At 71.1% G+C, this 21,351-nt stretch carries 23 protein-coding genes; 6 read left to right on the forward strand and 17 right to left on the reverse strand.

Annotation, left to right across the window (positions count from 1 at the left end; translation table 11 throughout):
- Window positions 1-11: 11 nt before the first annotated feature.
- The 6 genes from O7602_RS27165 to mqnC all read right to left on the reverse strand — a co-directional run bounded on the left by O7602_RS27165 (window position 12) and on the right by mqnC (window position 5,911).
- Complete coding sequence (locus O7602_RS27165) at window positions 12-377, reverse strand: NADH-quinone oxidoreductase subunit A (protein ID WP_089154551.1); 366 nt, start codon at window positions 375-377, stop codon at window positions 12-14.
- Between the two features lie 134 nt (window positions 378-511).
- On the reverse strand, window positions 512-1,786 hold the full coding sequence (locus tag O7602_RS27170) for a geranylgeranyl reductase family protein (protein ID WP_281585440.1): 1,275 nt from the start codon (window positions 1,784-1,786) through the stop codon (window positions 512-514).
- Between the two features lie 134 nt (window positions 1,787-1,920).
- Window positions 1,921-2,142, reverse strand: a complete 222-nt coding sequence (locus O7602_RS27175) for a hypothetical protein (RefSeq protein ID WP_281585441.1) — start codon at window positions 2,140-2,142, stop codon at window positions 1,921-1,923.
- A gap of 62 nt (window positions 2,143-2,204) precedes the next feature.
- Window positions 2,205-2,852: a demethylmenaquinone methyltransferase gene (locus O7602_RS27180; RefSeq protein WP_281590562.1), complete on the reverse strand. Its 648-nt coding sequence runs from the start codon at window positions 2,850-2,852 to the stop codon at window positions 2,205-2,207.
- A 187-nt stretch (window positions 2,853-3,039) separates the two neighbouring features.
- Window positions 3,040-4,296: a cell wall anchor protein gene (locus O7602_RS27185; RefSeq protein ID WP_281585442.1), complete on the reverse strand. Its 1,257-nt coding sequence runs from the start codon at window positions 4,294-4,296 to the stop codon at window positions 3,040-3,042.
- A 424-nt stretch (window positions 4,297-4,720) separates the two neighbouring features.
- Window positions 4,721-5,911: a cyclic dehypoxanthinyl futalosine synthase gene (gene mqnC / locus O7602_RS27190; RefSeq protein WP_281585443.1), complete on the reverse strand. Its 1,191-nt coding sequence runs from the start codon at window positions 5,909-5,911 to the stop codon at window positions 4,721-4,723.
- A 174-nt stretch (window positions 5,912-6,085) separates the two neighbouring features.
- Here mqnC and O7602_RS27195 point away from each other — a divergent pair, with 174 nt between their 5' ends.
- The 3 genes from O7602_RS27195 (at window position 6,086) to O7602_RS27205 (ending at window position 8,487) form a co-directional block, all read left to right on the forward strand.
- The gene (locus O7602_RS27195) at window positions 6,086-7,306 is read left to right on the forward strand and encodes an ATP-binding protein (protein ID WP_281585444.1); all 1,221 of its coding nucleotides are present in this window, start codon (window positions 6,086-6,088) and stop codon (window positions 7,304-7,306) included.
- A 102-nt stretch (window positions 7,307-7,408) separates the two neighbouring features.
- Window positions 7,409-8,041: an RloB family protein gene (locus O7602_RS27200; RefSeq protein WP_281585445.1), complete on the forward strand. Its 633-nt coding sequence runs from the start codon at window positions 7,409-7,411 to the stop codon at window positions 8,039-8,041.
- On the forward strand, window positions 8,038-8,487 hold the full coding sequence (locus O7602_RS27205) for a hypothetical protein (protein WP_281585446.1): 450 nt from the start codon (window positions 8,038-8,040) through the stop codon (window positions 8,485-8,487). The genes O7602_RS27200 and O7602_RS27205 overlap by 4 nt, the downstream gene beginning before the upstream one ends.
- A 61-nt stretch (window positions 8,488-8,548) precedes the next feature.
- Here the strand turns inward: O7602_RS27205 and O7602_RS27210 are convergent, their stop codons facing one another.
- The 3 genes from O7602_RS27210 to O7602_RS27220 all read right to left on the reverse strand — a co-directional run bounded on the left by O7602_RS27210 (window position 8,549) and on the right by O7602_RS27220 (window position 11,780).
- Window positions 8,549-10,399 (reverse strand): FG-GAP-like repeat-containing protein, encoded by a 1,851-nt coding sequence (locus tag O7602_RS27210; protein ID WP_281585447.1) that lies wholly within the window; start codon window positions 10,397-10,399, stop codon window positions 8,549-8,551.
- A 330-nt stretch (window positions 10,400-10,729) separates the two neighbouring features.
- The gene (locus tag O7602_RS27215) at window positions 10,730-10,924 is read right to left on the reverse strand and encodes a DUF397 domain-containing protein (RefSeq protein ID WP_281585448.1); all 195 of its coding nucleotides are present in this window, start codon (window positions 10,922-10,924) and stop codon (window positions 10,730-10,732) included.
- 7 nt (window positions 10,925-10,931) lie between these two features.
- Entirely contained in the window at window positions 10,932-11,780 is an 849-nt protein-coding gene (locus tag O7602_RS27220) for a helix-turn-helix transcriptional regulator (RefSeq protein ID WP_281585449.1), read from the reverse strand.
- A 141-nt stretch (window positions 11,781-11,921) separates the two neighbouring features.
- Between O7602_RS27220 and O7602_RS27225 the strand changes: the two genes are divergently transcribed.
- On the forward strand, window positions 11,922-12,299 hold the full coding sequence (locus O7602_RS27225) for a hypothetical protein (protein WP_281585450.1): 378 nt from the start codon (window positions 11,922-11,924) through the stop codon (window positions 12,297-12,299).
- Window positions 12,300-12,314: 15 nt separating this feature from the next.
- Here the strand turns inward: O7602_RS27225 and paaE are convergent, their stop codons facing one another.
- From paaE to paaA, 5 genes are read right to left on the reverse strand one after another with little or no spacing between them, the layout of a single operon-like run.
- A complete protein-coding gene (gene paaE, locus O7602_RS27230; protein WP_281585451.1) occupies window positions 12,315-13,448 on the reverse strand; it encodes a 1,2-phenylacetyl-CoA epoxidase subunit PaaE in 1,134 nt (377 codons plus the stop codon).
- Window positions 13,445-13,921, reverse strand: coding sequence for a 1,2-phenylacetyl-CoA epoxidase subunit PaaD (gene paaD, locus O7602_RS27235; protein ID WP_281585452.1), 477 nt, complete (start codon window positions 13,919-13,921; stop codon window positions 13,445-13,447). The genes paaE and paaD overlap by 4 nt, the downstream gene beginning before the upstream one ends.
- Window positions 13,922-13,976: 55 nt before the next feature.
- The gene (gene paaC / locus O7602_RS27240; RefSeq protein ID WP_281585453.1) at window positions 13,977-14,699 is read right to left on the reverse strand and encodes a 1,2-phenylacetyl-CoA epoxidase subunit PaaC; all 723 of its coding nucleotides are present in this window, start codon (window positions 14,697-14,699) and stop codon (window positions 13,977-13,979) included.
- The gene (gene paaB, locus O7602_RS27245; RefSeq protein WP_281590565.1) at window positions 14,696-14,983 is read right to left on the reverse strand and encodes a 1,2-phenylacetyl-CoA epoxidase subunit PaaB; all 288 of its coding nucleotides are present in this window, start codon (window positions 14,981-14,983) and stop codon (window positions 14,696-14,698) included. Before paaB ends, paaC begins: the two co-directional genes overlap by 4 nt.
- A gap of 53 nt (window positions 14,984-15,036) precedes the next feature.
- Entirely contained in the window at window positions 15,037-16,104 is a 1,068-nt protein-coding gene (paaA, locus tag O7602_RS27250) for a 1,2-phenylacetyl-CoA epoxidase subunit PaaA (protein WP_281585454.1), read from the reverse strand.
- Window positions 16,105-16,476: 372 nt separating this feature from the next.
- Here paaA and O7602_RS27255 point away from each other — a divergent pair, with 372 nt between their 5' ends.
- Together O7602_RS27255 and O7602_RS27260 are read left to right on the forward strand one after the other, a co-directional pair.
- The gene (locus O7602_RS27255) at window positions 16,477-17,460 is read left to right on the forward strand and encodes a hypothetical protein (protein ID WP_281585455.1); all 984 of its coding nucleotides are present in this window, start codon (window positions 16,477-16,479) and stop codon (window positions 17,458-17,460) included.
- On the forward strand, window positions 17,460-18,392 hold the full coding sequence (locus O7602_RS27260) for a hypothetical protein (RefSeq protein WP_281585456.1): 933 nt from the start codon (window positions 17,460-17,462) through the stop codon (window positions 18,390-18,392). The genes O7602_RS27255 and O7602_RS27260 overlap by 1 nt, the downstream gene beginning before the upstream one ends.
- Window positions 18,393-18,399: 7 nt before the next feature.
- On the opposite strand, the gene O7602_RS27265 is transcribed toward O7602_RS27260, so the two are convergent.
- The 3 genes from O7602_RS27265 to O7602_RS27275 form a co-directional block, all read right to left on the reverse strand.
- Entirely contained in the window at window positions 18,400-19,251 is an 852-nt protein-coding gene (locus tag O7602_RS27265) for a menaquinone biosynthesis protein (RefSeq protein ID WP_281585457.1), read from the reverse strand.
- A gap of 122 nt (window positions 19,252-19,373) precedes the next feature.
- A complete protein-coding gene (locus O7602_RS27270) occupies window positions 19,374-20,633 on the reverse strand; it encodes an MFS transporter (protein WP_281585458.1) in 1,260 nt (419 codons plus the stop codon).
- Window positions 20,634-20,675: 42 nt separating this feature from the next.
- Complete coding sequence (locus O7602_RS27275; RefSeq protein ID WP_281585459.1) at window positions 20,676-21,257, reverse strand: metalloregulator ArsR/SmtB family transcription factor; 582 nt, start codon at window positions 21,255-21,257, stop codon at window positions 20,676-20,678.
- Between the last annotated feature and the right edge of the window lie 94 nt (window positions 21,258-21,351).

Consider the following 21,351-nt stretch of genomic DNA (forward strand, 5'->3'; position numbering starts at 1 on the left):
CTGCTACCTCCTCAGTCCCAGTCCAGGCCGCCGCGCCGCCACACGTAGGCGTAGGCGACGAAGACCGCGACGATGAACATGACCATCTCCACGAAGCCGAAGATCGGCAGGGCGTCGAACGAGACCGCCCAGGGGTAGAGGAAGATGATCTCGATGTCGAAGACGATGAAGAGCATCGCCGTCAGGTAGAACTTGATCGGGAACCGGCCGCCGCCGACCGGCTGCGGGCTCGGCTCGATGCCACACTCGTACGCCTCGAGCTTGGCCTTGTTCAGACGCCGGGGGCCGGCGAATCGGGCGGCGGCCACGGAGAACAGCGCGAACCCCGCGGCGAGGGCGAACAGCCCGATGATGGGTGCATAAGGCGAGAGCGTCATCGTTGTCCCCTGCTCGTCCTTCCCTGACCTCGGTGGTTGGCCAAAATCACACTATTCACGTCCCTGACGACCGCGGTCGGCGGGGGTCGATCTCGGTCCGCTCCGTGGGCCGGTGGCCCCGGACCGGTGGTCTCCTACACGGCCGGCGCCGCCCTCGTCATGGCGTTGATGACCCGGTCCATCGCGTCCCCGCCGCGCGGGTCGGTCAGGTTCGCCAGCAGCTTGAGCACGAAGCGCATGAGCATCGGGTGCGGCATGCCGTGCTTCGTGGCCATCCGCATCACCTCGGGGCGGCCGATCAGCTTCACGAAGATCCCGCCGAGCCGGTAGTAGCCGCCGAAGCGGGCCTTCAGCTCCTGCGGGTACGCCATCAGCGCCCGCTCCCGCTCGGCGCCGGCCGGGCGGGCGAGCGCCTGCACGGCGACCTCCGCGGCCAGCTCACCGGACTCCATCGCGTACGCGATGCCCTCGCCGTTGAACGGGTTGACCATGCCGCCGGAGTCGCCGACGAGCAGCACGCCCCGGCTGTAGTGCGGGACCCGGTTGAAGCCCATCGGCAGCGCGGCGCCGAGGATCGGCCCCTCCGCGTTGGCCTCGTCGGTCATCCCCCAGTCCTCCGGGGTGTTGGCCAGCCAGTCGGTGAGCAGTCGCCGGTAGTTGGTCTTGCCGAAGGCCGACGAGGAGTTGAGGACGCCCAGGCCGACGTTCACCCGGCCGTCGCCGAGGCCGAAGATCCAGCCGTAGCCGGGCAGCAGCGCCTCGTTGCCCTTGGACCGCAGCTCAAGCCACGACTCCAGGTAGTCGTCGTCGTGCTTGGCGGGTGAGCGGTAGTAGCGGCGGACCGCGACGCCGATCGGCCGGTCCTCCCGCTTGGCCATGCCGAGGGCGAGCGGGAAGCGGCCGGAGACGCCGTCCGCGGCGACCACGAGCGGCGCGTGGAAGGTGGCCGGCTCCTTGCCGGGGCCGACCTCGGCCTGCACGCCTGTCACCCGGTCGTCGGCGTCGAGCACCGGGCCGAGCACGTTGACGCCGGTACGCAGCGTCGCCCCGGCGTCGACGGCCCGCCGGGCGAGCAGGTCGTCGAAGTCGAGCCGGGTCCGGACCAGGCCGTAGTTGGGGAAGCTGGCCAGGTCGGGCCAGTCCAGCTCCAGGCGCACCCCGCCGCCGATCACCCGCAGGCCCTTGTTGTGCAACCAACCGGCCTCGGGGGACGTGTCCACGCCCATCCGGATCAGCTGCCGCACGGCGCGGGGGGTGAGCCCGTCGCCGCAGACCTTCTCCCGGGGGAACTCCGTCTTCTCCAGCAGCAGCACGCGTACGCCGTGCCGTGCCAGGTGGTATGCCGTGGCCGATCCTCCGGGACCGGCGCCCACGACGATGACGTCGGCGTCGTTCTCCACCGCGGTCATCCGCGCCTCCTCCCGCATGCTCGTGAAATGCTTCACAAGCCGATCGGGTTGGAGTCTATGACCGGCGTTACACCAGTACGCGCTGAGGGGGTCCTAACTTCCCGGAAGCCGTCCGGTAAGCGGGTGGAGATCGGTCACGGGCGGGTCGGCGCGGCCGGTCCGAGACCGGCGTCGAGCCGGATCGTCTCGGGCAGGTGGTCGCGCAGCGCGCCGCCGGCCGCGCGGTCCAGCGCGGCCAGCACCTCGGCGACCACCTGGCGCATCTCCACCGGATCCGCGCCGGCCAACTCCGTCAGCTGCGCGACCAACTCGGCGGCGTCGTCGTCGGTGGTGGTGGCGTGGTCGGATCGCGTCATGGCCGCGAGCCTACGGCGACCATGACGGATAAGTCCGACATTCACGAAATGGGACTGAAGTGTCAGCTCCGGACGGCACGGTGCAGGGCGACGACACCGCCGGTCAGGTTGCGCCACGCCACCCGGCCCCAGCCGGCCGCGCCGACCCGCGCCGCCAGGGCGGCCTGGTCCGGCCAGGCCCGGATCGACTCGGCGAGATAGACGTAGGCGTCCGGGTTGCTGGACACCGTCCGGGCCACCGCCGGCAACGACCGCATCAGGTACGACAGGTAGACCGTGCGGAACGCCGGGTTGACCGGGGTGCTGAACTCGCACACCACGAGCCGCCCGCCCGGCCTGGTGACCCGGGCCAGCTCGCGCAGCGCGGCATCGGTGTCGTTCACGTTGCGCAGCGCGAAGGAGATGGTCACCGCGTCGAAGCTGGCGTCGGCGAACGGCAGCCGCAGCGCGTCCCCGGCCAGCAGCGGCACCGCCGGGCGGGTGCGCTTGCCGGCGTGCAGCATGCCGAGCGACAGGTCGGCGCCGACCGCGTACGCCCCGGAGTGGGCCAGCTCCTCGGTCGAGACGCCGGTGCCGGCGCCCACGTCGAGCACCCGCTCGCCGGGGCGCAGCCCGAGCGCCGCCCGGGTGGCCCGCCGCCAGGGCCGGTCCTGCCCGAAGGAGAGCACGGTGTTGGTCAGGTCGTAGCGGGCCGCCACCCCGTCGAACATGGCGGCGACCTCGTGCGGCTGCTTCTCCAGGCTGGCGCGCCGGCCCTGCGGGGAACGACTACTCACCCCTCCACTCTGCCAGCCACGCCACCCGGGTACGGCGCGGGGGCGGAGTGGTCGCCCACCCCGCCCCCGCGTCGTGCGGTCTTCGGGTCAGTCCCCGGTGCGCTCCTCGTTCGGCGCGACGTCAGCCCTCGGTGCGCTCTTCGTTCGGCGCGACCAGGACGACCTTGCGACGCCGGGACAGCATCAGCAGCGCCGCGCCGGCGGCGAGCACCAACGCGCCGATCCCACCGATCAGGCCCACCTGCATACCGGTCACCGGCAGGCCGCCGTCGCCGGAGCCGCCGCCGTTGCCACCACCGGTGGTCGGGGTCGGGACCGGGGTCACGCTGCCGCTCGGGGTCGGCTCGGCGGTCGGGGTCGGCTCGGCGGTCGGGGTGACCGTCGGACTCGGGCTCGGCTCCGCGCTCGGGTCGACGAAGACGTCGAACTGGGCGGTGTTGTCGCCGTCGTCGACCTCGGCGAAGGCGCGACGCTGGGCCGAGCTGGCGACGCGCGGGGCCTCCTCGGGCTCCCCGGTGGCGGAGTCCCTGCCCTTGGCCCAGACGATGCCCGGCCCGAGCAGCTTCTCGGTCACGTCCGCACCGACCGTCACCCGGACGTCGGCGGTGTAGAACTCTCCGGGCTTCAGCACCGCGCCCCGGTCCTCGCAGAGCGCCTGCGCGGTGCCCAGGACCTGCTCGACGCAGCCCTCGGGCAGCTCGGCGAAGGTGACGCCGGCCGGCAGCGTGATCCCGTACGTGATGCCGGTGGCCTTGCGGCTGCCGTCGTTGAACACGGCCCAGTCCAGCGGCGCGGTCTCGCCCGGCCGGACCGGACGGAGGTCCGCCTCGCCCGCGACGTCGCCGTCCACGTCCACGTCGGCGTAGACGTCCTGCACCCACGTGGTGAGGTCGTAGCCGGGGGCGGTGACGGCGATGTCGTGGTCGACGGAGTCCAGGATCCCGTTGCCGTTGGCCGCGCTGATCGAGACCGTGAGCGTGCCCGCCGCGCCCTTGCCGCCGGTGGAGAAGAGCGGGAGGCCGAAGTCCTCGGTGGTGCCGGCGGCCAGGTCACCGAGCAGGCAGGAGAAGGCGGTCCCCGTCACCGTGCAGCCGTCCGGGACCAGCACGCCGACCTTTTTGGCCTTGAGGCCCTTCGTCTCCACCGTGACCCGGACGCCCTTCGCGTCGACGGTGCCGGTGGTGTTGTTCACCTGGAACTTGAACGGCTTGGCCTTGGCCTCGTCGACGCCCTTGGCCAGCTTGTAGCTGAGCGGGATGAGCGTGAGGTCGGACTCGCCGGCGGCGTGCGCCGGTCCGGTGACGGCGCCGAGGCCGGCGGTGGAAAGCAGAGCCACCACACCGGCACGGGCCAGTGTGGAGCGGTAACGGAAAGTCATGGTTCCCCCGGGGGGTAGGGAAGCGCAGATCACGCACGGAACGAACGGACGGTACCGGAGCGACGCGGCGGTGCGCCAGCCGATGCGCGGGTGGAAATTCCCACCTACCTCGACCGACAGCAGGGGCGGGATGGTCACCCATCCCGCCCCGGCCGCGGTGCGTTATGTGGACGGCCCTCATGGGCCGATGGAGGACAACCGTCAGGCGGTCGACTTCCCGGTCACCCGATGTCACCAGAGCGGCCCCCGGGTGGCGCGGAAAAAGCGTATGGGCGGGGACATTAGCGGTCCGCGATCTTCCTCGCCATCCCCGGCGGCGGAGGCCGGTCGACCGGCCCGCCGAAAGGATCCCTTCGCCCAGCAACCCTCGGCCGTTCGACCCAACGACGGCCGTCACCCACGGTACGGAGACACGTGCGAGCGGTCAGTTCACCTCGACCAGCGGCAGCGACTTCCCGACCCCGCCGCCCGGCAGGGCGATCGACGAGAAGTGCGAGACCACACGGTCGTCGCTCGGGTCGTCCGCCGGCGTGCGGTGCACCGCGAGGCGGCGGTAGAGCGTGTCCCGCTGGGCCGGGATCCGGTCCGCCGACCGGATCATGCCGATCAGCTCGTGCAGGTTGGACCGGTGCCGGGCCCCGGCCGAGGAGATGACGTTCTCCTCCAGCATGATCGAGCCCAGGTCGTCCACTCCCATGTGCAGGCTGAGCTGCCCGGCGTCCTTTCCCGTGGTCAGCCAGGACGCCTGGAGGTGCGGCACCGTCTCGAAGAAGAGGCGGGCGACCGCGACCAGACGCAGATATTCCAGCGTGGTGGCCTGGGTGCGGCCCTTCAGGTGGTTGTTCTCCGGCTGGTACGTCCACGGGATGAACGCCCGGAAACCGCCGGTGCGGTCCTGCACGTCGCGGATCATCCGCAGGTGCTCGATCCGCTCGGCGTTGGTCTCGCCGGTGCCCATCATCATGGTGGCGGTCGACTCCAGGCCCTGTCGGTGCGCCAGCTCCATCACCTCGAGCCAGCGCGCGCCGGACTCCTTCAGCGGGGCGATCGCCTTGCGTGGCCGGTCCGGCAGCATCTCGGCGCCGGCACCGGCGATCGAGTCCAGGCCGGCGGCCTTGATCCGGGCGATGGCCTCGTCCAGGCTCACCCCGGAGACCTTCGCCATGTGCAGGATCTCGCTCGGGCCGATCGAGTGGATGGCGAGCTGCGGGTAGGCCGTCTTGACCGAGGAGAACAGCTCCTCGTAGTAGTCCACGCCGTAGTCCGGGTGGTGCCCGCCCTGGAGCATGACCTGGGTGGCGCCCAGCTCGACCGCCTCGCCGCAGCGGCGCAGGATCTCCTCGGTCGGATGGGTCCAGCCCTCGGCGTGCTTGGGGGCCCGGTAGAACGCGCAGAACTTGCACGCCGTCACGCAGACGTTCGTGTAGTTGATGTTGCGGTCGATCAGGTAGGTGACGATGTTGTCCGGGTAGCGGCGTCGCCGTACCGCGTCGGCCGCCTCGCCCAGCGCGTGGAAGGGCGCCTCGGTGTAGAGCAGCAGGGCCTCCTCGGGCGTGATCCGCCCGCCGTCCGCGCCACGCTGCAGGATGTCGTCGATCTCCCGGCTCACCGTCACGCCATCGAGCGTACGTCGCGCGCTCCACGGACTGTTCGCCGCCGCCTCGACATGCGGCGTCGACCCCATAACATCATGCTGGAAGCATCATCAGAAGGCCTGGATCGTCAGTTATTGACATCCCAGGCAGTGAAGAGGGGTAAAGTAAGATTCGAGGATTGGAGCTGGCGGCAAATGTTACTGCGCTTCCGGGCGACCAACTTTGCCTCGTTGCGGGATGAGGCCGAGTTGAGCCTCGTCGCCACCGATGAGCACCCTGACCTCGCGGTCCGCCCGGTGCCACGGGAAAGGCTCAACGCGCTACCCGTCGTCGGCATCTTCGGGCCGAACGCCTCTGGCAAGTCCAACGTCGTGAAGGCGCTGGGGTTCGCCCGCGACGCGGTTCGCCTCTCGCATCAGCGATGGCTTCCGGAGGAGCCCATTCCGGGTCGGTGGCCGTTCCGGCTCGACGCCGACAGCGGCAGCCGGCCGAGCGAGTTCGTCTTCGACTTCGTCGTCGACGACGTCAGGTACGAGTTCGGCTTCTCGCTGGACGACGAGGCGATCCGGCAGGAGTGGCTGTACGCGTTCCCGAAAGGTCGACGGCAGGTCTACCTCGAACGCGAGGGCAACTCGCTGCACTTCGGAAACCACCTGACCGGGCCACGTGAGCTGATCGCGGAGACCGTACGACCGAACAGCCTCTTCCTCTCCGCCGCCGCCGCGCTCAACCATCCCCAGCTCGGCCGGATCTACCGCTGGTTCAGTCCGCGGCAGATGATCGCGGCAGAGCACGAGCCGACGCCGCGCCGCCCACCGCACTGCCTGCCGGACGACCGGATGCTCGCCCTCATGCGCTTCGCCGACCTGGGCATCGTCGGCGCGGAGATCGTTCAGCGCGACGGCGGCGGAGCCCCAGGGCCGATGGAGCCGAAGATCGAGTTCCTGCACTCTGCGTCCACCGAGGGCGGCGAGGCCACCATGCCCTGGCAGTGGGAGTCGGCCGGCACCCGCAACTGGTTCGACCTCCTGCAACTGGCCGTGCGGGCCCTGGACGCCGGCGGGCTGTTGGCCATCGACGATCTGGGGAGCGAGTTGCATCCCCTTCTCACGGCGGCATTCGTCCGGCTCTTTCATGAGCCGGCTACGAACCCGCGCGGTGCACAGCTCATCTTCAACAGCCACGACGTCGGCCTCCTCGGCCGCCATCGTGATATCCGGCTTGCCCGGGATCAGGTGTGGCTCACCGAAAAGGACGAAACTGGCGCATCCCGCCTCTATCCGCTCAGCGAGTTCCGGGTGCGTGGCGGCCTGGACGACGTCGAGGGCAGATATCTCAAGGGCCGGTACGGCGCCGTGCCGTTCCTCGATCACGAGACGCTGAACCTCCTCGACCCGTCGGTCCGAGCGGCTTGACATCGAAAACTCTAGCACCAAAGCTTTACGCTTTGAAGGCTTAAGTTCAAGTGTCTGGAGCGTGAACGTGGCCATCGAGACCCACCGTTGCCAGGCGACCCGATGACCCGGACCAGCCGACCGCTGCGACGGCGCACCGGTCGCTACGACGAGCGTCGGACCTATCTGATCTGCAGCGAGGGGGAGAACACCGAGACCTGGTACTTCAAGGGGCTACGACGTGAGCTTCGGGCCGGCACCGTCCGAATCAACATCCTCTCCGGGAAAGGTGAACCGTACGGGGTGGTCGAGAAGGCCATCGCCGAGGCGAACCAGGCCGCAGCCGATGGCGATGCCTACGACGAGGTGTGGGTCGTATTCGATGTGGAGGCGCCTCAACCGCACGCCCGGCTCGCTTCCGCACTCGCTCTGGCCGCCCGACACGGCATCCGATGCGCGGTCTCGAACCCATGCTTCGAGGTCTTTCTCCTGCTGCACTACGAGGATCTCTTCGCCTACCTGACCACCGACGAAGCATGCCGTCGACTTGAGCGGCACCCGTGCGGATACAGTCCACGAGGCAAGCTCGTGAACTTCGAGGCCCTCCGGTCGGGCCGCGCGAACGCACTGAGCAGGGCGGCGCGGCTGGACCGCCTGCACCGGGAGAAGCCGGTGGACGCCCGCAACCCGTCGACCTCAGTCCCGAGTCTGGTAACCGCCCTCGTGGCGCACAATGGCCCCCGTTCCGTCCGATGACCTTCGGAGCCGAGGAAGAGGAGCGGACCGCGGCTATGCACGAAATCGAGATCGACGACGAGGTGTACGCGCTGCTTCAGCGGCACGCCCAACCCTTCGTTGACCGTGAGAACGACGTCCTTCGCAGGCTGTTGCGGCTCGACACCGGCACCGGTGCTGGCGTAGGAGGCGAGCGGAATGCCGGTGACCTCTCCAGGTTGATCGAGGCCGGGCTGTTGGAGCCGGACGACGAACTCGTCCACGTCCAGAAGCGCAAGCGTCTCACTCATCGGGCGGTGGTCACGGCGGACGGGAACATCCGACTTCCCGACGGGTCCACCTACACCAAACCGTCGCCTGCGCTCAAAGCCTGTGTGGGTCACGACATCAACGGCTGGGGACAATGGACCCATGCACGCAGTGGCCACTCCCTGCAGGAGCTCCGCGAGCAGCTCAGGGAACGGTGAAAGCGGTCGGCTACCACGCCCTCCGACGGGCGTCGTAGCCGACCGCTTTCCGGATCGGCGGTTAGAAGATGCGCGGGATGGAGGTGGCCGACCAGCCCTGCCCGACCGGGTTCTCGCTGGTGACGTAGAGCTTGTAGTCGGCAGAGAGGTCACCGGTGGCCCGGAAGCCGAGCAGCTTCCCGTCCGTCTGCTGCCCGACCAGGTCGGTCCGGCCGTCGCCGGAGAGGTCACCGACCAGGATCCGGGGCCGGTTCGCCGCCGTCCAGTTCGTGCCCACGTTCAGGTAGGGGCCCGGGAAGGTGAGGGCGCTGCCGGTCAGGTCACCTGACGACCGGTAGACCCGCAGCGTGCCGTCCGCCAACTGGGCCACCAGGTCGACGACGGTGTCGCCGTCCACGTCACCGACCAGGATGCGCGGGATCGAACTGCTCTTCCAGCCGCTGCCGACCACCTTCGCCTGCGCGGTCGACGGGAACAGCTTTCCGTCGCCGGAGACGTCGCCGCTGGACGGGAAGCCCTTCATGCTGCCGTCCGCGTACTGGGCGATCACGTCCGTACGGCCGTCGCCGTTGAAGTCACCGGTCAGGATCCGCGGCACCGCCGACGTGGTGAAACCGTCGCCGACCACCCGCGCCGGCGCCGAGAACAGGCGGGCGTCGGCGGAGAGGTCGCCGCTGGAGGTCCACACCTTCAACGTGCCGTTGAGCAGTTGGCCGAGCAGGTCGGTCCGCCCGTCCCCGTCGAAGTCACCGACGTGGAGACGCGGGATCGACCCGATCGTGAAGGCGGTGCCGACCTTGACCGGGGTGGGGAAGAGCCGGCCGTCGGCGGAGACGTCACCCGTCGACGCCCACGCGGTGAGCGTGCCGTCGGAGGTCCCCCCGATGATGTCCGAGCGACCGTCACCGTTGAAGTCGCCGACAAGCACCCGTGGGCGGTTCGACGCCGACCAGTTGGTGCCGACGTACGGGTACGGCCCGGGGAACAACGGCGCCGTGCCCGACATGTCGCCGCTGGACGGGTAGAGACGCAGCCGGTTGTCGGCCGTCTGCGCAAGCACGTCGGCGCGGCAGTCGCCGGTCCAGTCCCCGAGCATCGCCAGGCTCGACTGGTCCCCCGGCACCACCGTGCCGCCGCCCGCGTTGCAGGTGGAGATGCTGTTGGTCCGGATCCAGGCGGCCAGGTCGTCGGTACGCACCTCGACCGCGTCGCGGCGCGTCTCCGTCTCGGCCAGGCAGCCGCCCTGCCAGGACCTGTCGTGCAGGGCGACCAGTTGCGGAACCCCGCCGGCCACCCGGACGGTCGGCCCGCCGGCATCGCCCTTGCAGGTCGTCGGGCCGCCGCTGTCCGGGTTGGTGATGTCGACGGTGATGTCGGTCACCGCCGCCGCGGTGACACCCACGCCGTGCAGCTTGTCGGGCGCCCACTCGGTGGCCGTCCGGCCGAAGCCGAGCGCCTGGAACTGCTCACCCTGCGCCGGGGCGGTGGTGCCGAGCGCCACCGGGGCGACTGCGACCGCCGGGACGGCCAGCCGCAGCAACGCCACGTTCCGGTCGGGGTGGGGAACCACCCAGGAGACCCGCCGGACGTGACCTCCGGTGGCGGCCAGGTCGAGCCGGCCCACGGTCACCGTGGTCGGCCGGCTCGGCGCACCGGTCGCCGGGGCCGACGCGCCGTCGGTCACACAGGACCGGGTGGTGAGCACCCACTGCGGCGCCACAAGCGCCCCCGAACAGCCGTGCACGTCGCCGAAGACCACCTTGGCCGCGAACGTGTACGCCGGGTCGGTGACCGGCGTGCCGCCGCTCACCGCCCGCGCCGGCGCGCCCGCCACCAGCCCCGCGCCGGCAAGCGTCACGACCCCGGCCAGCAGCGCGCGGCGGCGCTGTCGTCGTCGATGGTGTCCCGTCATGGTGCTCCCCCGTTCGATGTGGCGCCCCGGGCGACCACTCGGCCCGATGCGCGGAACGCCCGCCGCCAGGGGCGCGCGACGAACGCGACGCTCCGGCAACGGGCGATGACGGTTGGCAATATAGAGGATCAAGGGCTGCTTCGCTGTCCTGCTCGCCCACGACACCAGCAGCACGCTGCGGGCCTACCAGTCGAGGTGACTCCTTAGGTCGCCGCGCGAGGGCCGAGATCTTGGAGGGAAATGGCCCCTGGAGGGGCACTTAGCTTCCAAGATCTCTCCCGCTTCCAGGAGGCGAGAGGGATTTCCCGCCATTTGAGGGGCGGCGAGCCGTCAGGAGCGGTTCGGCGGGCCGGCGACGAAGGCGGCCCAGGCCATCCGGTCGAAGGCGAGCACCGGGCCGGCCGGGTCCTTCGAATCGCGTACGCCGACCGCTCGGGTAACCGTCGCGACCTCCACGCAGTTGGCGTTGGAGCCGCTGCGGGTGGACTTGCGCCAGGTCGCGCCGGACAGCTCAGGGGTGGTCATCCTCGGCTCACTCTCGCTCGTGCTCCGCCGCGTACCGCGCGATGAGCGCCATCGAATCGACGTGACTCAAGGCCACATCGGTCAGCCTATCCGCCTCCCGCCGGAAGTGCGCCACCTGCGCGGCCTCCTCCAGGAACAGCCCGGTCAGCTTGTGGTCGAGATAGACCACCGACCGGTTACGCGGAAAGTCGAAGAGCGCGAACGAGCCGTCGAGCCCGGTGTGCGCGCCGACCCCCAACGGCACTACCCGCAGCGTGACGGTCGGCCGCTCGGCCGCCTCGACCAGGTGCCGAAGCTGGCGGGCCATCACCCGGGGACCGCCGAGCGCCCGGCGCAGCACCGCCTCGTCGAGCAACGCGTGCAGTGCGGGCGGTGTGGCGCGGCTCAGGATCGCCTGCCGGCCGAGGCGGGCGGCCACCCGCCCCTGCGCCTCGTCGGGCGGCACCCCGCAGCCGACCATCACCGCTTGCGCGTAGTCCGGTGTCTGCAACAGGCCCGGCACCAGCAGCGGCTCCCAGTTCACGATGCCGGCCGCCTCGGCCTCCAGCCGGATCAGCGTGCGCGACTCGTCGGACAGCCCGCCGATCGCCTCCCACCAGCCGGTTTCGGCCGAGCGTTCGGCCATCGCGAGCAGCCGCCGACGCTCCTCCCCGGTGACGCCGTAGATCACCAGCAGGGACGCGACATCGGCGGCCTGGATGCCCTGGACGCCGGTCTCCATCCGGGACAGTTTGGACGGCTGCCAGTCCAGCCGGGTCGCCACCCGGCGCAGCGCGAGGCCTCGCGCCCTCCGCAGCTCGCGTAGCTCTCCGCCGAGCCCGCGCCCGACCACAGTGGGCAGATTCGCCTTCGCCATGCCGCACCTTCCGCTCGACCGTCGCTCGTCACGCTGACGACACGCGCCGTAGCGTTGAGTATTGACTCTCCGGCCGCCGCAAGGCAACTATGACAGGCAACGTTGCGACGCACCGTCGCACCTGGCCTCTTGGGAGTCTCGATGCAGACCTGCCAGCCCACCTGGCTCCGGCCGTACGACCCGGCGGAGTCGCCCGGCCCGATCCCGTCCGTGATCGACCGCTTCGGCCGGCACGCGCGTGCCGATCGACCGTCACTCACCGAGGCGGAGCGGGAGGTGGCCCGCTACACCGTCGTGCTCGTGTCGCCGGAGGCGGCCGAGGCGCTCGGCGACGACCGGGGCGAGGTGGGGCTGCACCTGTTCCTGGACGACGACTGGGACCACCAGCCGGCGCACCTCGACGACGCGGTCAAGATGATCGAGGAAGCTTGCGGCGAGCCGGTCACCCTCACCGAGCACCACTCCGACCTCACCTACTGGACCGCCCACGTGCGGCACGACCAGGCGGCGAGGCGCTGACAGAAGCCCATCGGGCTACGCGTCGTAGTCGACCGTCAGGTCGTCGGTGGTCGGGCTGGACTGGCAGGTCAACACGTATCCGGCGGCCACCTCGTCCGGCTCCAGGGCGTAGTTGCGCGCCATCGTCACCGCGCCGGAGGTGACCCGCGCCCGGCAGGTCGAGCAGACCCCGCCCTTGCACGCGTACGGCAGCTCGCTCCGCACCCGCAGGGCCGCGTCGAGCACCCGCTCGTCCCGGCCCATGGTGAGGCTCGACGAACGCCCGTCCAGCACGATCGTCACCTCGACACCGGTGTCGTCGGTGTCGCCGGCATCGGCGGTGGGCCGGCGTACCGGCTCCGGCGGGGCATCCACGTGGAACAGCTCGGTGTGCACGGCCGCATCCGGCACCCCGCGCCCGGCCAGCACGGCCTTGGCGTCCACCACCATTCCGTACGGGCCGCAGAGGAACCACTCCTCGATCTCGTCGCCGGGTACGACGGTGTCGAGCAGCCGGGTCAGCCGGTCGGCGTCGATCCGCCCGGAGAGCAGCGCCGACTCGCCCATCTCGCGGGACAGGACGTGCACCAGGTGCAGCCGGGTCGGATAGCGGTCCTTCAGGTCGGCCAGTTCCTCGGCGAACATGACCGTGTTCGCCGTGCGGTTGCCGTACACCAGGGTGAAGGTGCTGTCGGGTTCGACGGCCAGCGCGGTCGCGGCCAGCCCGAGCACCGGCGTGATGCCGGAGCCGGCCACCACCGCGCCGTACCGTCTGGCCCGACCCGGGGTGAACGCGGAGGTGAACTGCCCCAGCGGCGGCAGCACCTCGACGGTGTCGCCGTCACGCAGCGCGCCGCAGGCGTACGCGGAGAAGGCCCCGCCCGGGACCTCGCGCACCCCGATCCGCAACCGGCCGTGCCGGGCCAGCTCGTCCGGGGTGGAGCAGATCGAGTACGACCGCCGCGCTTCTTCGGCCTCCGGATCGTCCGCGACGGCCGGACGGCGGACCGTGAGGTGCTGCCCGGCGGAGAACGCGAACGTCTCGCGCAGCTCCTCGGGCACCGCGAAGGTGATGGACACCGAGTCGTCGGTGAGCCGGTCGACGGCGGCGACGGGAAGCGGGTGGAAGACCGGCCGGCGGCGGACCGGCCGGGTGATGGTGACAGTCACAGCGCCTTCAGGTGGTCGAAGGGTTCGGCGCAGGAGCGGCAGCGCCACAGCGCCTTGCAGGCGGTCGAGCCGAACCGGCTGACCTGCGTGGTCTCCGAGGATCCGCAGTGCGGGCAGCGGACCGCGAGGGTAAGCGGCACCACCGTGTCGTCGCCGCGCGGCACCGGCGGGGCGATGCCGGCGGCGGCCAGTTTGGCCCGGCCCGGCTCGGAGATCCAGTCGGTGCTCCACGCCGGCGCGTAGATCGTGCGGACCTCGGCGTCCGGGTGCCCGGCGGCGGCGAGCGCACGTCGGATGTCCGCGCGGATCACGTCCATGGCCGGGCAGCCGGTGTAGGTGGGGGTGATGGTGACGACGACCCGGCCGGTGTCCGGCTCCTCCTCGACCGCGCGCAGGATGCCCAGCTCGTCGATGGTGATGACCCGGATCTCCGGATCCACCACCGCCGCCACGGCCGCCCTGGCGTCACTCACCAGAGCCACCTTCCGTTCGCGACTGCGGGGCTCCGCTGCGCTGCGCTCCTCGCGCTCACCACTGCGCCCCAGGGTGGGCGCGGTGCAGCACCTGCATCTCGGCCAGCAGGTAGGAGAGGTGTTCGGTGTGCAGGCCGTCGCGGCCCCCGCCCGGCTTCCAACCCGCCTCCGGGCGGGTGAGCGTGGCCTCGTCGAGCACGGCGGTCACGGTGGCGTCGAAGTCGGCCCACAGTGCCGCCGGGTCGACCGGCGCGGCCGGGTCCGCCACGAACAGCTCGTGGACGTACGGCCACACCTGGTCGACCGCGTCCTGCATGCGGCGGTGCGACTCGTCGGTGCCGTCGCCGAGCCGCCGCACCCAGAGCGAGGCGTGGTCCAGGTGGTACGCCGACTCCTTGCGCGCCTTCGCGCCGACCGCGGCGAGCCGGTCGTCGGCGCAGCCGGCCAGCGCGGTGTAAAGCGGCAACTGCCAGGCGGCGAGGAAGAACAGCTTCGCCACGGTCATGCCGAAGTCGCCGTTGGGCAGCTCGACAAGCAGGCAGTTGCGGAACTCCCGGTCGTCGCGCAGGTAGGCCAGGGCGTCCTCGTCGCGACCGGCGCCCTCCAGCTCGCCCGCGTACGTGAGCAGCAGCCGGGCCGCGCCGAGCTGGTCGAGGGCGATGTTGGCGAGCGCGATGTCCTCCTCCATCTCCGGCGCGCGGGTGGCCCACTCGCCGAGCCGCTGCGCCGCGATCAGCGCGTCGTCGCCGAGGCCGAGCGTGAAGTCGAACAGTGTCATAGGTGGGACACCCCGTCCGGCACCTCGTAGAACGTCGGGTGGCGGTAGACCTTGTCGGCCGCCGGATCGAAGAAGGCGTCCTTCTCGTCCGGGCTGGACGCGGTGATCGCGCCCGCCGGCACCACCCAGATCGAGACCCCCTCCTGGCGGCGGGTGTAGAGGTCGCGGGCGTTACGCAGCGCCAGCTCCGCGTCGGCGGCGTGCAGGCTGCCGACGTGGGTGTGGGACAGGCCGCGCCGGGCCCGCACGAAGACCTCCCACAGCGGCGAGGACTGGCCACTCATGCGGTGCTGGCCGGGCATGCCCTCACGGCCCTCGCTCCGCTCGGTGCGTTCGCTCATGCCGCCACCGCTTCCTTGCGCCCGGCCCGCTTCGCGGCATACGCCGCGGCGGCCTCCCGGACCCAGGCGCCGTCGGCATGGGCCCGCTGCCGGTGCGCCATCCGCTCCCGGTTGCACGGGCCGTCGCCCTTGATGACGCGCATCAGCTCGGCGTAGTCGGGCTGGGTGTAGTCGTACGCCTGGCGCTCGTCGTTCCAGCGCAGGTCCGGGTCGGGGATGCTCAGGCCGAGCACCTCCGCCTGACCGACGCACATGTCGACGAACCGCTGGCGCAGCTCGTCGTTGGAGAAGCGCTTGATCTTCCAGGCCATGGACTGCGCGCTGTGCGTGGAGTCGCCGTCCGGCGGGCCGAACATGGCAAGCGACGGATACCACCAGCGGTCGATAGCGTCCTGGGCCATCGCCTTCTGGCCCGGGGTGCCGTGCGCCAGCGTGTGCAGGATCTCGTATCCCTGCCGCTGGTGGAACGACTCCTCCTTGCAGACCCGGATCATGGCCCGGGCGTACGGGCCGTAGGAGCAGCGGCACAGCGGCACCTGGTTGACGATTGCCGCCCCGTCCACAAGCCAGCCGATGGCACCGACGTCGGCCCAGGTCAGGGTCGGGTAGTTGAAGATCGAGCTGTATTTCTGCCGGCCGTTGAGCAGCAGCTCCACCAGCTCGTCCCGGGTGATGCCGAGCGTCTCGGCCGCCGCGTAGAGATAGAGGCCGTGGCCGGCCTCGTCCTGCACCTTGGCCAGCAGGATGGCCTTGCGCTTGAGTGAGGGGGCCCGGCTGATCCAGTTGCCCTCCGGCTGCATGCCGATGATCTCGGAATGGGCGTGCTGGGCGATCTGCCGGATCAGCGTCCTCCGGTACGCCTCCGGCATCCAGTCCCGGGGCTCGATTTTCTGATCGGCGTCGATGACGTCGGCGAAGTAGGCCTCGAAGTCCTGGTCCGGCGCCGCACCGCCCCGCCGGGCCCGCGCCGCCGCCTCGCGCAGCGCCGCCTCCGCGGCCTCCACCTCGCCGAGCAGGCCGCCGCCCGGAGCGTCCTCGGGCGGGGCGAAGTCGTTGCCATACATGAAGCCAGTGTTACAGCTCGCAACGAATGACACCAGAGGGTGTAACAGGATTCCGCAGCCACCTTCCGTGACCGAACAGACGCTCCACGTGAACCGCCCTGAGCTGCGGAAACGAGTGTGATGTCGACCACTTCTCAACGATGAAACCCCCCAAGAGCGGCATAGCGGCTCAATGTCCCGCCGATCCGGCTAGACGGCGAGTGTCGAGATCTGGCGATCGGCCTGTCCAGAAGTAGACTTCCCCCGGCACACCGATCGGCTGCCGTTGATCGCCACCACCCAGGCCACCGTCCCCCGGCCTCGTGGTGATCGGGCCCGAACACATGCGCAAGCGCCGGTCCCCCCGGCCATACATCTGGAGTCCACCCACTCATGCGACCTCGCGTGACCCTGGTGCTCGCCGTCGTGGCGGTCCTCGTCGGCGGCGGCATGCTGGTGCCCGCCGCGTACGCGAAACTCTCCAACGGAGACGGCCTCGGCGGCATCGGTGCCGGCGCCGAGCAGGTGCCCGCGCCCGCCCCGAGCGCGCCGCCACCCCCCACGCTCGCCGATGCCCCGGTCTCGGTGAACTTCAAGGGCGAGTTCTTCTCCTGGGCCCTGATGGACCGGGAGACCGGTGCCGTCACCGGCGCGAAGAACATGAGCCAGACCAGCTCCACCGAGTCGATGCTCAAGACCTGGATCGTCTCCGACTACCTGCGCCAGCTCGGCGACGAGCAGCCCACCGCCGACTTGAAGAAGGCGGCCAGCGTGGCCATCCGGGACAGCAACGACGACGGCGCGAACCGGGTCTACCGGGCGGCCGGCGGGTCCTACAAGCCGCAGCCGGGCAACAAGCTGAACCCGGTGCTCCAGCGCGCGGTCAAGATCTGCGGCCTGACCGACACCAAGTCCGGCAACGTGCCCTCCTACGAGGGCTGGTGGAGCTTCACCCGGATGTCCCCCCGGGACGCGGTCCGGCTCGGCGACTGCATCGCCGACGGCAGGGCCGCCGGGCCCAAGTGGACGAAGTGGGTCTTGAACGAGATGGCGAACGTCCGGGGCAGCATCAAGAGCCAGCAGGCGAAGTCCGGCGGCGGCAAGTGGGGCATCGTCGACGGCCTGCCCGCCTCGATCAAGGCCCAGGGCCCGGTGAGCATCAAGAACGGCTGGACCGCGCTCGTCTACGACCGCAACTGGCACGTCAACTGCCTGGCGGTCACCGACAAGTGGAGTCTCGCGGTGATGATGCGCTACCCGATCGGCTCCGGCCTGTCGTACGGGTCGAAGGTCTGCGCCAGCGTCGCCACCCAGCTCGTCACACCGCAGCCCGGCGCGGCGCTGAAGGTGCCGCAGCAGCCGGTCGGGAAGCTCTGATGGCCGGTGCCCGGCGACGGCCCGGCAGCCATCACCGCCCGCTGGCGTTCACCGCCGTGGCCGTGGCCCTGGTCGGCCTGCTGGTCCTCTCGCTCCGGCTGGTCCCCGGCTCACCGCTGCGACCCACCGCCGCGTCGCGTCCCGACCCGGGCGAGCGGTCCACCGCGCAGCCCACCGATCGCAACACCCGGCCCCGGCCGGCGCCGTCGCCGTCGCTGGAGCCGTTGCCGTTCGAGGCCAAGAACCTCGACTCCCTCAACCTCAAGGGCTGGTACGCCTGGTCGGTGCTGGACAAGCGCACCGGAAAGATCATCGGCTCGAAGAACATGGGCGAGACCAGTACCACCGCGTCCCTGATCAAATCCTGGGTGGTCGCCGACTACCTGCGCCGCACCGCCGAGGCCGGCAAGACCCCGAGCGACGCGAAGCTCGCCGACGCCACGCGGATCATCCGGGACAGCGACAACACCCGCGCCCAGCAGTTCTACGAGAGCGTCGGCAGCGCGGCCTCGATCAAGCGGCTGATCTCGATCTGCGAGCTGACCGACAGCAAGGTCGCCGCCGACGGCGGCTGGAGCCGGACCCTGCTGTCCCCGCGCGACACCGCACGGCTCGGCCGCTGCATCGACGACGGCCGGGCCGCCGGCCCGAAGTGGACGAAGTGGCTGCTCAACGAGATGCGCCTGGTCCGCGGCGCCGGCGACTTCGGCATCCGCAAGGCGTTCCCGGCCGCCGAGCAGAAGAAGATCGCCATCAAGAACGGCTGGATCGACCGGCAGAAGGAAAAGGAATACCACGTCAACTGCCTGGCCATCGGCGACACCTGGACCATGGGTGTGATGGTCAAGAGCCCGTTCAGCGTCGGCAGCTGGGACTACGGCATGAAGGCCTGCGAGCAGATCACCGAGGCGTTGCTGCGCCCGGCGAACTGAGCCACGCTCAGCCCTGGAAGAACCGCGGCCCGTCCGCCGGCAACGCCGGCACCTCCCCGTACGCTGCCGCCCGGCGGGCGAACTCGCGCAGCCCGGCCACCTGCCGCTCGCCCAGCGAGAAGTCGAGCGTGCGGAAATAGGTCGCCAGGGTGGCCGCGTCGAACGGCTCCCAGCGGGCCGCCGCCTCGGCCACCTGGTCCAGCTCGGCCAGGCACAGGTCGCGCGAGCGCAGGAACGCCTCGTGCACCTCCTTCACCAGCCCCGGGTGGGCGGTGGCGAAGTCCCGGCGTACCGCCCAGACGGCGAACACCATCGGCAACCCGGTCCAGTCGTGCCAGGCCTGCCCGAGGTCCGTCACCGCGAGGCCCTTGCCGGGCGCCTCGTAGAGCGCGCGCAGCGCCACGTCGCCGATCAGCACCGCGGCGTCGGCCTCCAGCAGCATCTGGGTCAGGTCCGGCGGGCATCGGAAGTATTCCGGGCGGACTCCGTACCGCTCGGCGAGCAGCAGCTCGGCCAACAGCACCCCGGTGCGCGAGGTGGAGCCGAGCGCGACCTTCGCGCCGTCCAGCTCGGCCAGCGGCCGGGTCGAGACCATGTTGACCGAGAGCACCGGGCCGTCGCTGCCGACCGCGAGGTCGGGCAGGAGCAGCAGCTCGTCGGCGTGCTTCAGGAACTCCACGAGCGTGATCGGGCCGATGTCGAGGTCGCCGCGGACCAGGTCGGCGCTCAGCCGGTCCGGCGAGTCCTTGTGCAGGTCGACGTCGAGCAGCGCGCCGGATCGCATCAGCCCCCAGTAGATGGGCAGGCAGTTGAGGAACTGGATGTGCCCCACGCGGGGACGGGCGATGCGTTCGGCCATGGCCCGACCGTATCCCCGCCACCCCCGCGCCGCCCCGCGGCCCGGCGCGGAAGTGGTCCATCCCGCACGGCATGAAAGGAGGGGCCCCTTATTAACGCATTCGGTAGAGGAAGGGGCCCCGCTTAACCGCCCACCCCCACCGCGGACGGCGCGGCGGGGTGCGGCGCGGGGGTGGCGGCGGCGCGCTCGGCGCGTACCGCGCGGCGGACCGGCCAGGCCAGCGCCACCACCACCAGCAGGCCGACCACCCCGCAAGCGGCGACAAGCGACCGGGGGTCGGCCACCTCCAGCAGCAGTCCGCCGACCAGGTAGCCGCCCATCCCGGCACCCTGCACCGCCGCGCCGAAGGCCGCGAACGCCCGCCCCCGGGCTACCTCCGGCACCCGACGGGCAAGCAGCAACTGGTCGAAGACGTTGTTGCCGCCGTTGCCCACGCCACCCAGCAGCCAGATCGGCACCAGCAGCCACGCCGACGGCACCGCCGCCGAGGCGAGCACCGCCAGGCAGCAGCCGCCGAGCAGCACCAGCCCGGCCCCGAGCAGCGCGCCGTCGTCGGCGAGCCGGCGGGCGACCCGGGCGAACAGCCAGGCGCCGAGCACGATGCCGAGCGTCCAGGAGCCGGTGACCAGGCCGTACACGGTGGTGGAGCTGTCCAGGGTCTCCCGGATGAAGAAGACCTCGATCACGTTGATCGCCCCGACCGCGCCGACCACCGCGGCCACGCTGCCGACCATGACCAACAGCAGCGGGTCGCGCCGCAGCCGCCACCCGGGCGTGGCCGCCCCGGCGACGTCGGCCGCCACCCCACGGCCACCCCGGCGGGTACGGATGAGCAGCGCGGCCACCACCAACGCCAGGTAGCTGACCGCGTCCACGAGCAGCGGCACCCGGGTGCCGAACTGCCCGACGAGCAGCCCGGCCAGCGCGGGCCCGGCGAGCGCGCCCAGGGTGCCGGCGGTCTGGTTGAGCGCACCGGCCCGGGGCAGGTCCGCGGCGCGGACCATCACCGGCACCAGCGCGGCGAGCACCGGCTGGGTGACCGCGAGGCCGGTCGCGAGCAGCGCCACGAGCGCGACGACCAGGACCGGATCCTTCGCGTACGCCAGGGCCACGCAGATCCCGGCCTGAACGAGGCCGGCGGTGACCAGCAGGACGCGGCTGTCCACCCGGTCGGCGAGGCGACCGGTGAGCGGGGCGAGCGCGACCAGGGGCAGCGTCGCGGCGAGCAGCAGCCCGGAGACGGCGAGCCCACCGGCCCCGGCGGACTGGAGCGCGAGGGTCAGAGCGGTGGCGGCGAGGAAGTCGCCGCAGCTGGAGACGCCCCGGGCGGTGGTGGCGAGCCAGACGTCCGACCAACGCGACGACCCAGGTGTGAAGGACATACTTCGAAAATAATCCTTCACACCTGGGCACGCAAGCCCCGCTCAGTCGATCGGCATCGCCCGGTACTGCACCGCCACCTTCCGCGCCCCGGCCGGCGGGTCGGTACGGTTCCGCTGCCGGTACGGCGACGTCAGCGCCCGGACCGCCTCGTTCAGCTCGGCCAACTCCTCGGCGGTCAGCAGCAGCACGCTGTCACTGAACCAGAACGCCTCGTACCACTCGGGCGGCTCGTCGGGCACGCGGCGCAGCCAGTCCCGGACCCGCTGCGCGTCCCGGACCAGGTGCGCCTCCACCAGCGCCGCCTCGGCGGCGTGCGTCTCCGGGTCGGCGTCCGGCCCCGCCTCGACGGAGTACGACGGGTTCACCGCCTCCCACACCCGCTCCCGCGCGTCACCCCGACCCGCCGCCTGCCGCACCAGACCGAACTTCGCCAGCTCGCGCAGGTGGTAGCTGGTGGCGCTCGGCGAGAGGCCGGCGATCTCGGCGCACTCGGTGGCGGTCGCACCGCCCTCCAACGCGCTGAGATGTTCCACGATCGCCATCCGCGCCGGATGGGCCAACGCCCGCATCACCTGCGGATCGGTGATCGTCACCCGGTGCTGTTCGGAACGCGCCTCGGTCATGCCCCCATGATCCCGCGTCGGCGGGCGACGGACACCCGCGGCAGCGCCGTGGCGGCTCAGGCCACACCGCCAATTCGGTGGCGGCGCCGATCGG

The sequence above is a fragment of the Micromonospora sp. WMMD1128 genome (assembly GCF_027497235.1).
Classification (GTDB): domain Bacteria; phylum Actinomycetota; class Actinomycetes; order Mycobacteriales; family Micromonosporaceae; genus Micromonospora.

Excerpts from the sequence above, each read along its gene's own strand:
- O7602_RS27265 (WP_281585457.1), bottom strand. The coding sequence starts at position 19,251 with ATGGCCGAACGCATCGCCCGTCCCCGCGTGGGGCACATCCAGTTCCTC.
- O7602_RS27260 (WP_281585456.1), top strand. The coding sequence starts at position 17,460 with ATGGCCGGTGCCCGGCGACGGCCCGGCAGCCATCACCGCCCGCTGGCG.
- O7602_RS27215 (WP_281585448.1), bottom strand. The coding sequence starts at position 10,924 with ATGACCACCCCTGAGCTGTCCGGCGCGACCTGGCGCAAGTCCACCCGC.
- O7602_RS27200 (WP_281585445.1), top strand. The coding sequence starts at position 7,409 with ATGACCCGGACCAGCCGACCGCTGCGACGGCGCACCGGTCGCTACGAC.
- O7602_RS27175 (WP_281585441.1), bottom strand. The coding sequence starts at position 2,142 with ATGACGCGATCCGACCACGCCACCACCACCGACGACGACGCCGCCGAG.
- O7602_RS27180 (WP_281590562.1), bottom strand. The coding sequence starts at position 2,852 with ATGTTCGACGGGGTGGCGGCCCGCTACGACCTGACCAACACCGTGCTC.
- paaB (WP_281590565.1), bottom strand. The coding sequence starts at position 14,983 with ATGAGTGGCCAGTCCTCGCCGCTGTGGGAGGTCTTCGTGCGGGCCCGG.
- O7602_RS27220 (WP_281585449.1), bottom strand. The coding sequence starts at position 11,780 with ATGGCGAAGGCGAATCTGCCCACTGTGGTCGGGCGCGGGCTCGGCGGA.
- O7602_RS27205 (WP_281585446.1), top strand. The coding sequence starts at position 8,038 with ATGACCTTCGGAGCCGAGGAAGAGGAGCGGACCGCGGCTATGCACGAA.
- paaC (WP_281585453.1), bottom strand. The coding sequence starts at position 14,699 with ATGACACTGTTCGACTTCACGCTCGGCCTCGGCGACGACGCGCTGATC.
- O7602_RS27255 (WP_281585455.1), top strand. The coding sequence starts at position 16,477 with ATGCGACCTCGCGTGACCCTGGTGCTCGCCGTCGTGGCGGTCCTCGTC.
- O7602_RS27185 (WP_281585442.1), bottom strand. The coding sequence starts at position 4,296 with ATGACTTTCCGTTACCGCTCCACACTGGCCCGTGCCGGTGTGGTGGCT.
- O7602_RS27225 (WP_281585450.1), top strand. The coding sequence starts at position 11,922 with ATGCAGACCTGCCAGCCCACCTGGCTCCGGCCGTACGACCCGGCGGAG.
- O7602_RS27210 (WP_281585447.1), bottom strand. The coding sequence starts at position 10,399 with ATGACGGGACACCATCGACGACGACAGCGCCGCCGCGCGCTGCTGGCC.
- O7602_RS27170 (WP_281585440.1), bottom strand. The coding sequence starts at position 1,786 with ATGACCGCGGTGGAGAACGACGCCGACGTCATCGTCGTGGGCGCCGGT.
- O7602_RS27165 (WP_089154551.1), bottom strand. The coding sequence starts at position 377 with ATGACGCTCTCGCCTTATGCACCCATCATCGGGCTGTTCGCCCTCGCC.
- O7602_RS27270 (WP_281585458.1), bottom strand. The coding sequence starts at position 20,633 with ATGTCCTTCACACCTGGGTCGTCGCGTTGGTCGGACGTCTGGCTCGCC.
- O7602_RS27275 (WP_281585459.1), bottom strand. The coding sequence starts at position 21,257 with ATGACCGAGGCGCGTTCCGAACAGCACCGGGTGACGATCACCGATCCG.
- O7602_RS27195 (WP_281585444.1), top strand. The coding sequence starts at position 6,086 with ATGTTACTGCGCTTCCGGGCGACCAACTTTGCCTCGTTGCGGGATGAG.
- paaA (WP_281585454.1), bottom strand. The coding sequence starts at position 16,104 with ATGTATGGCAACGACTTCGCCCCGCCCGAGGACGCTCCGGGCGGCGGC.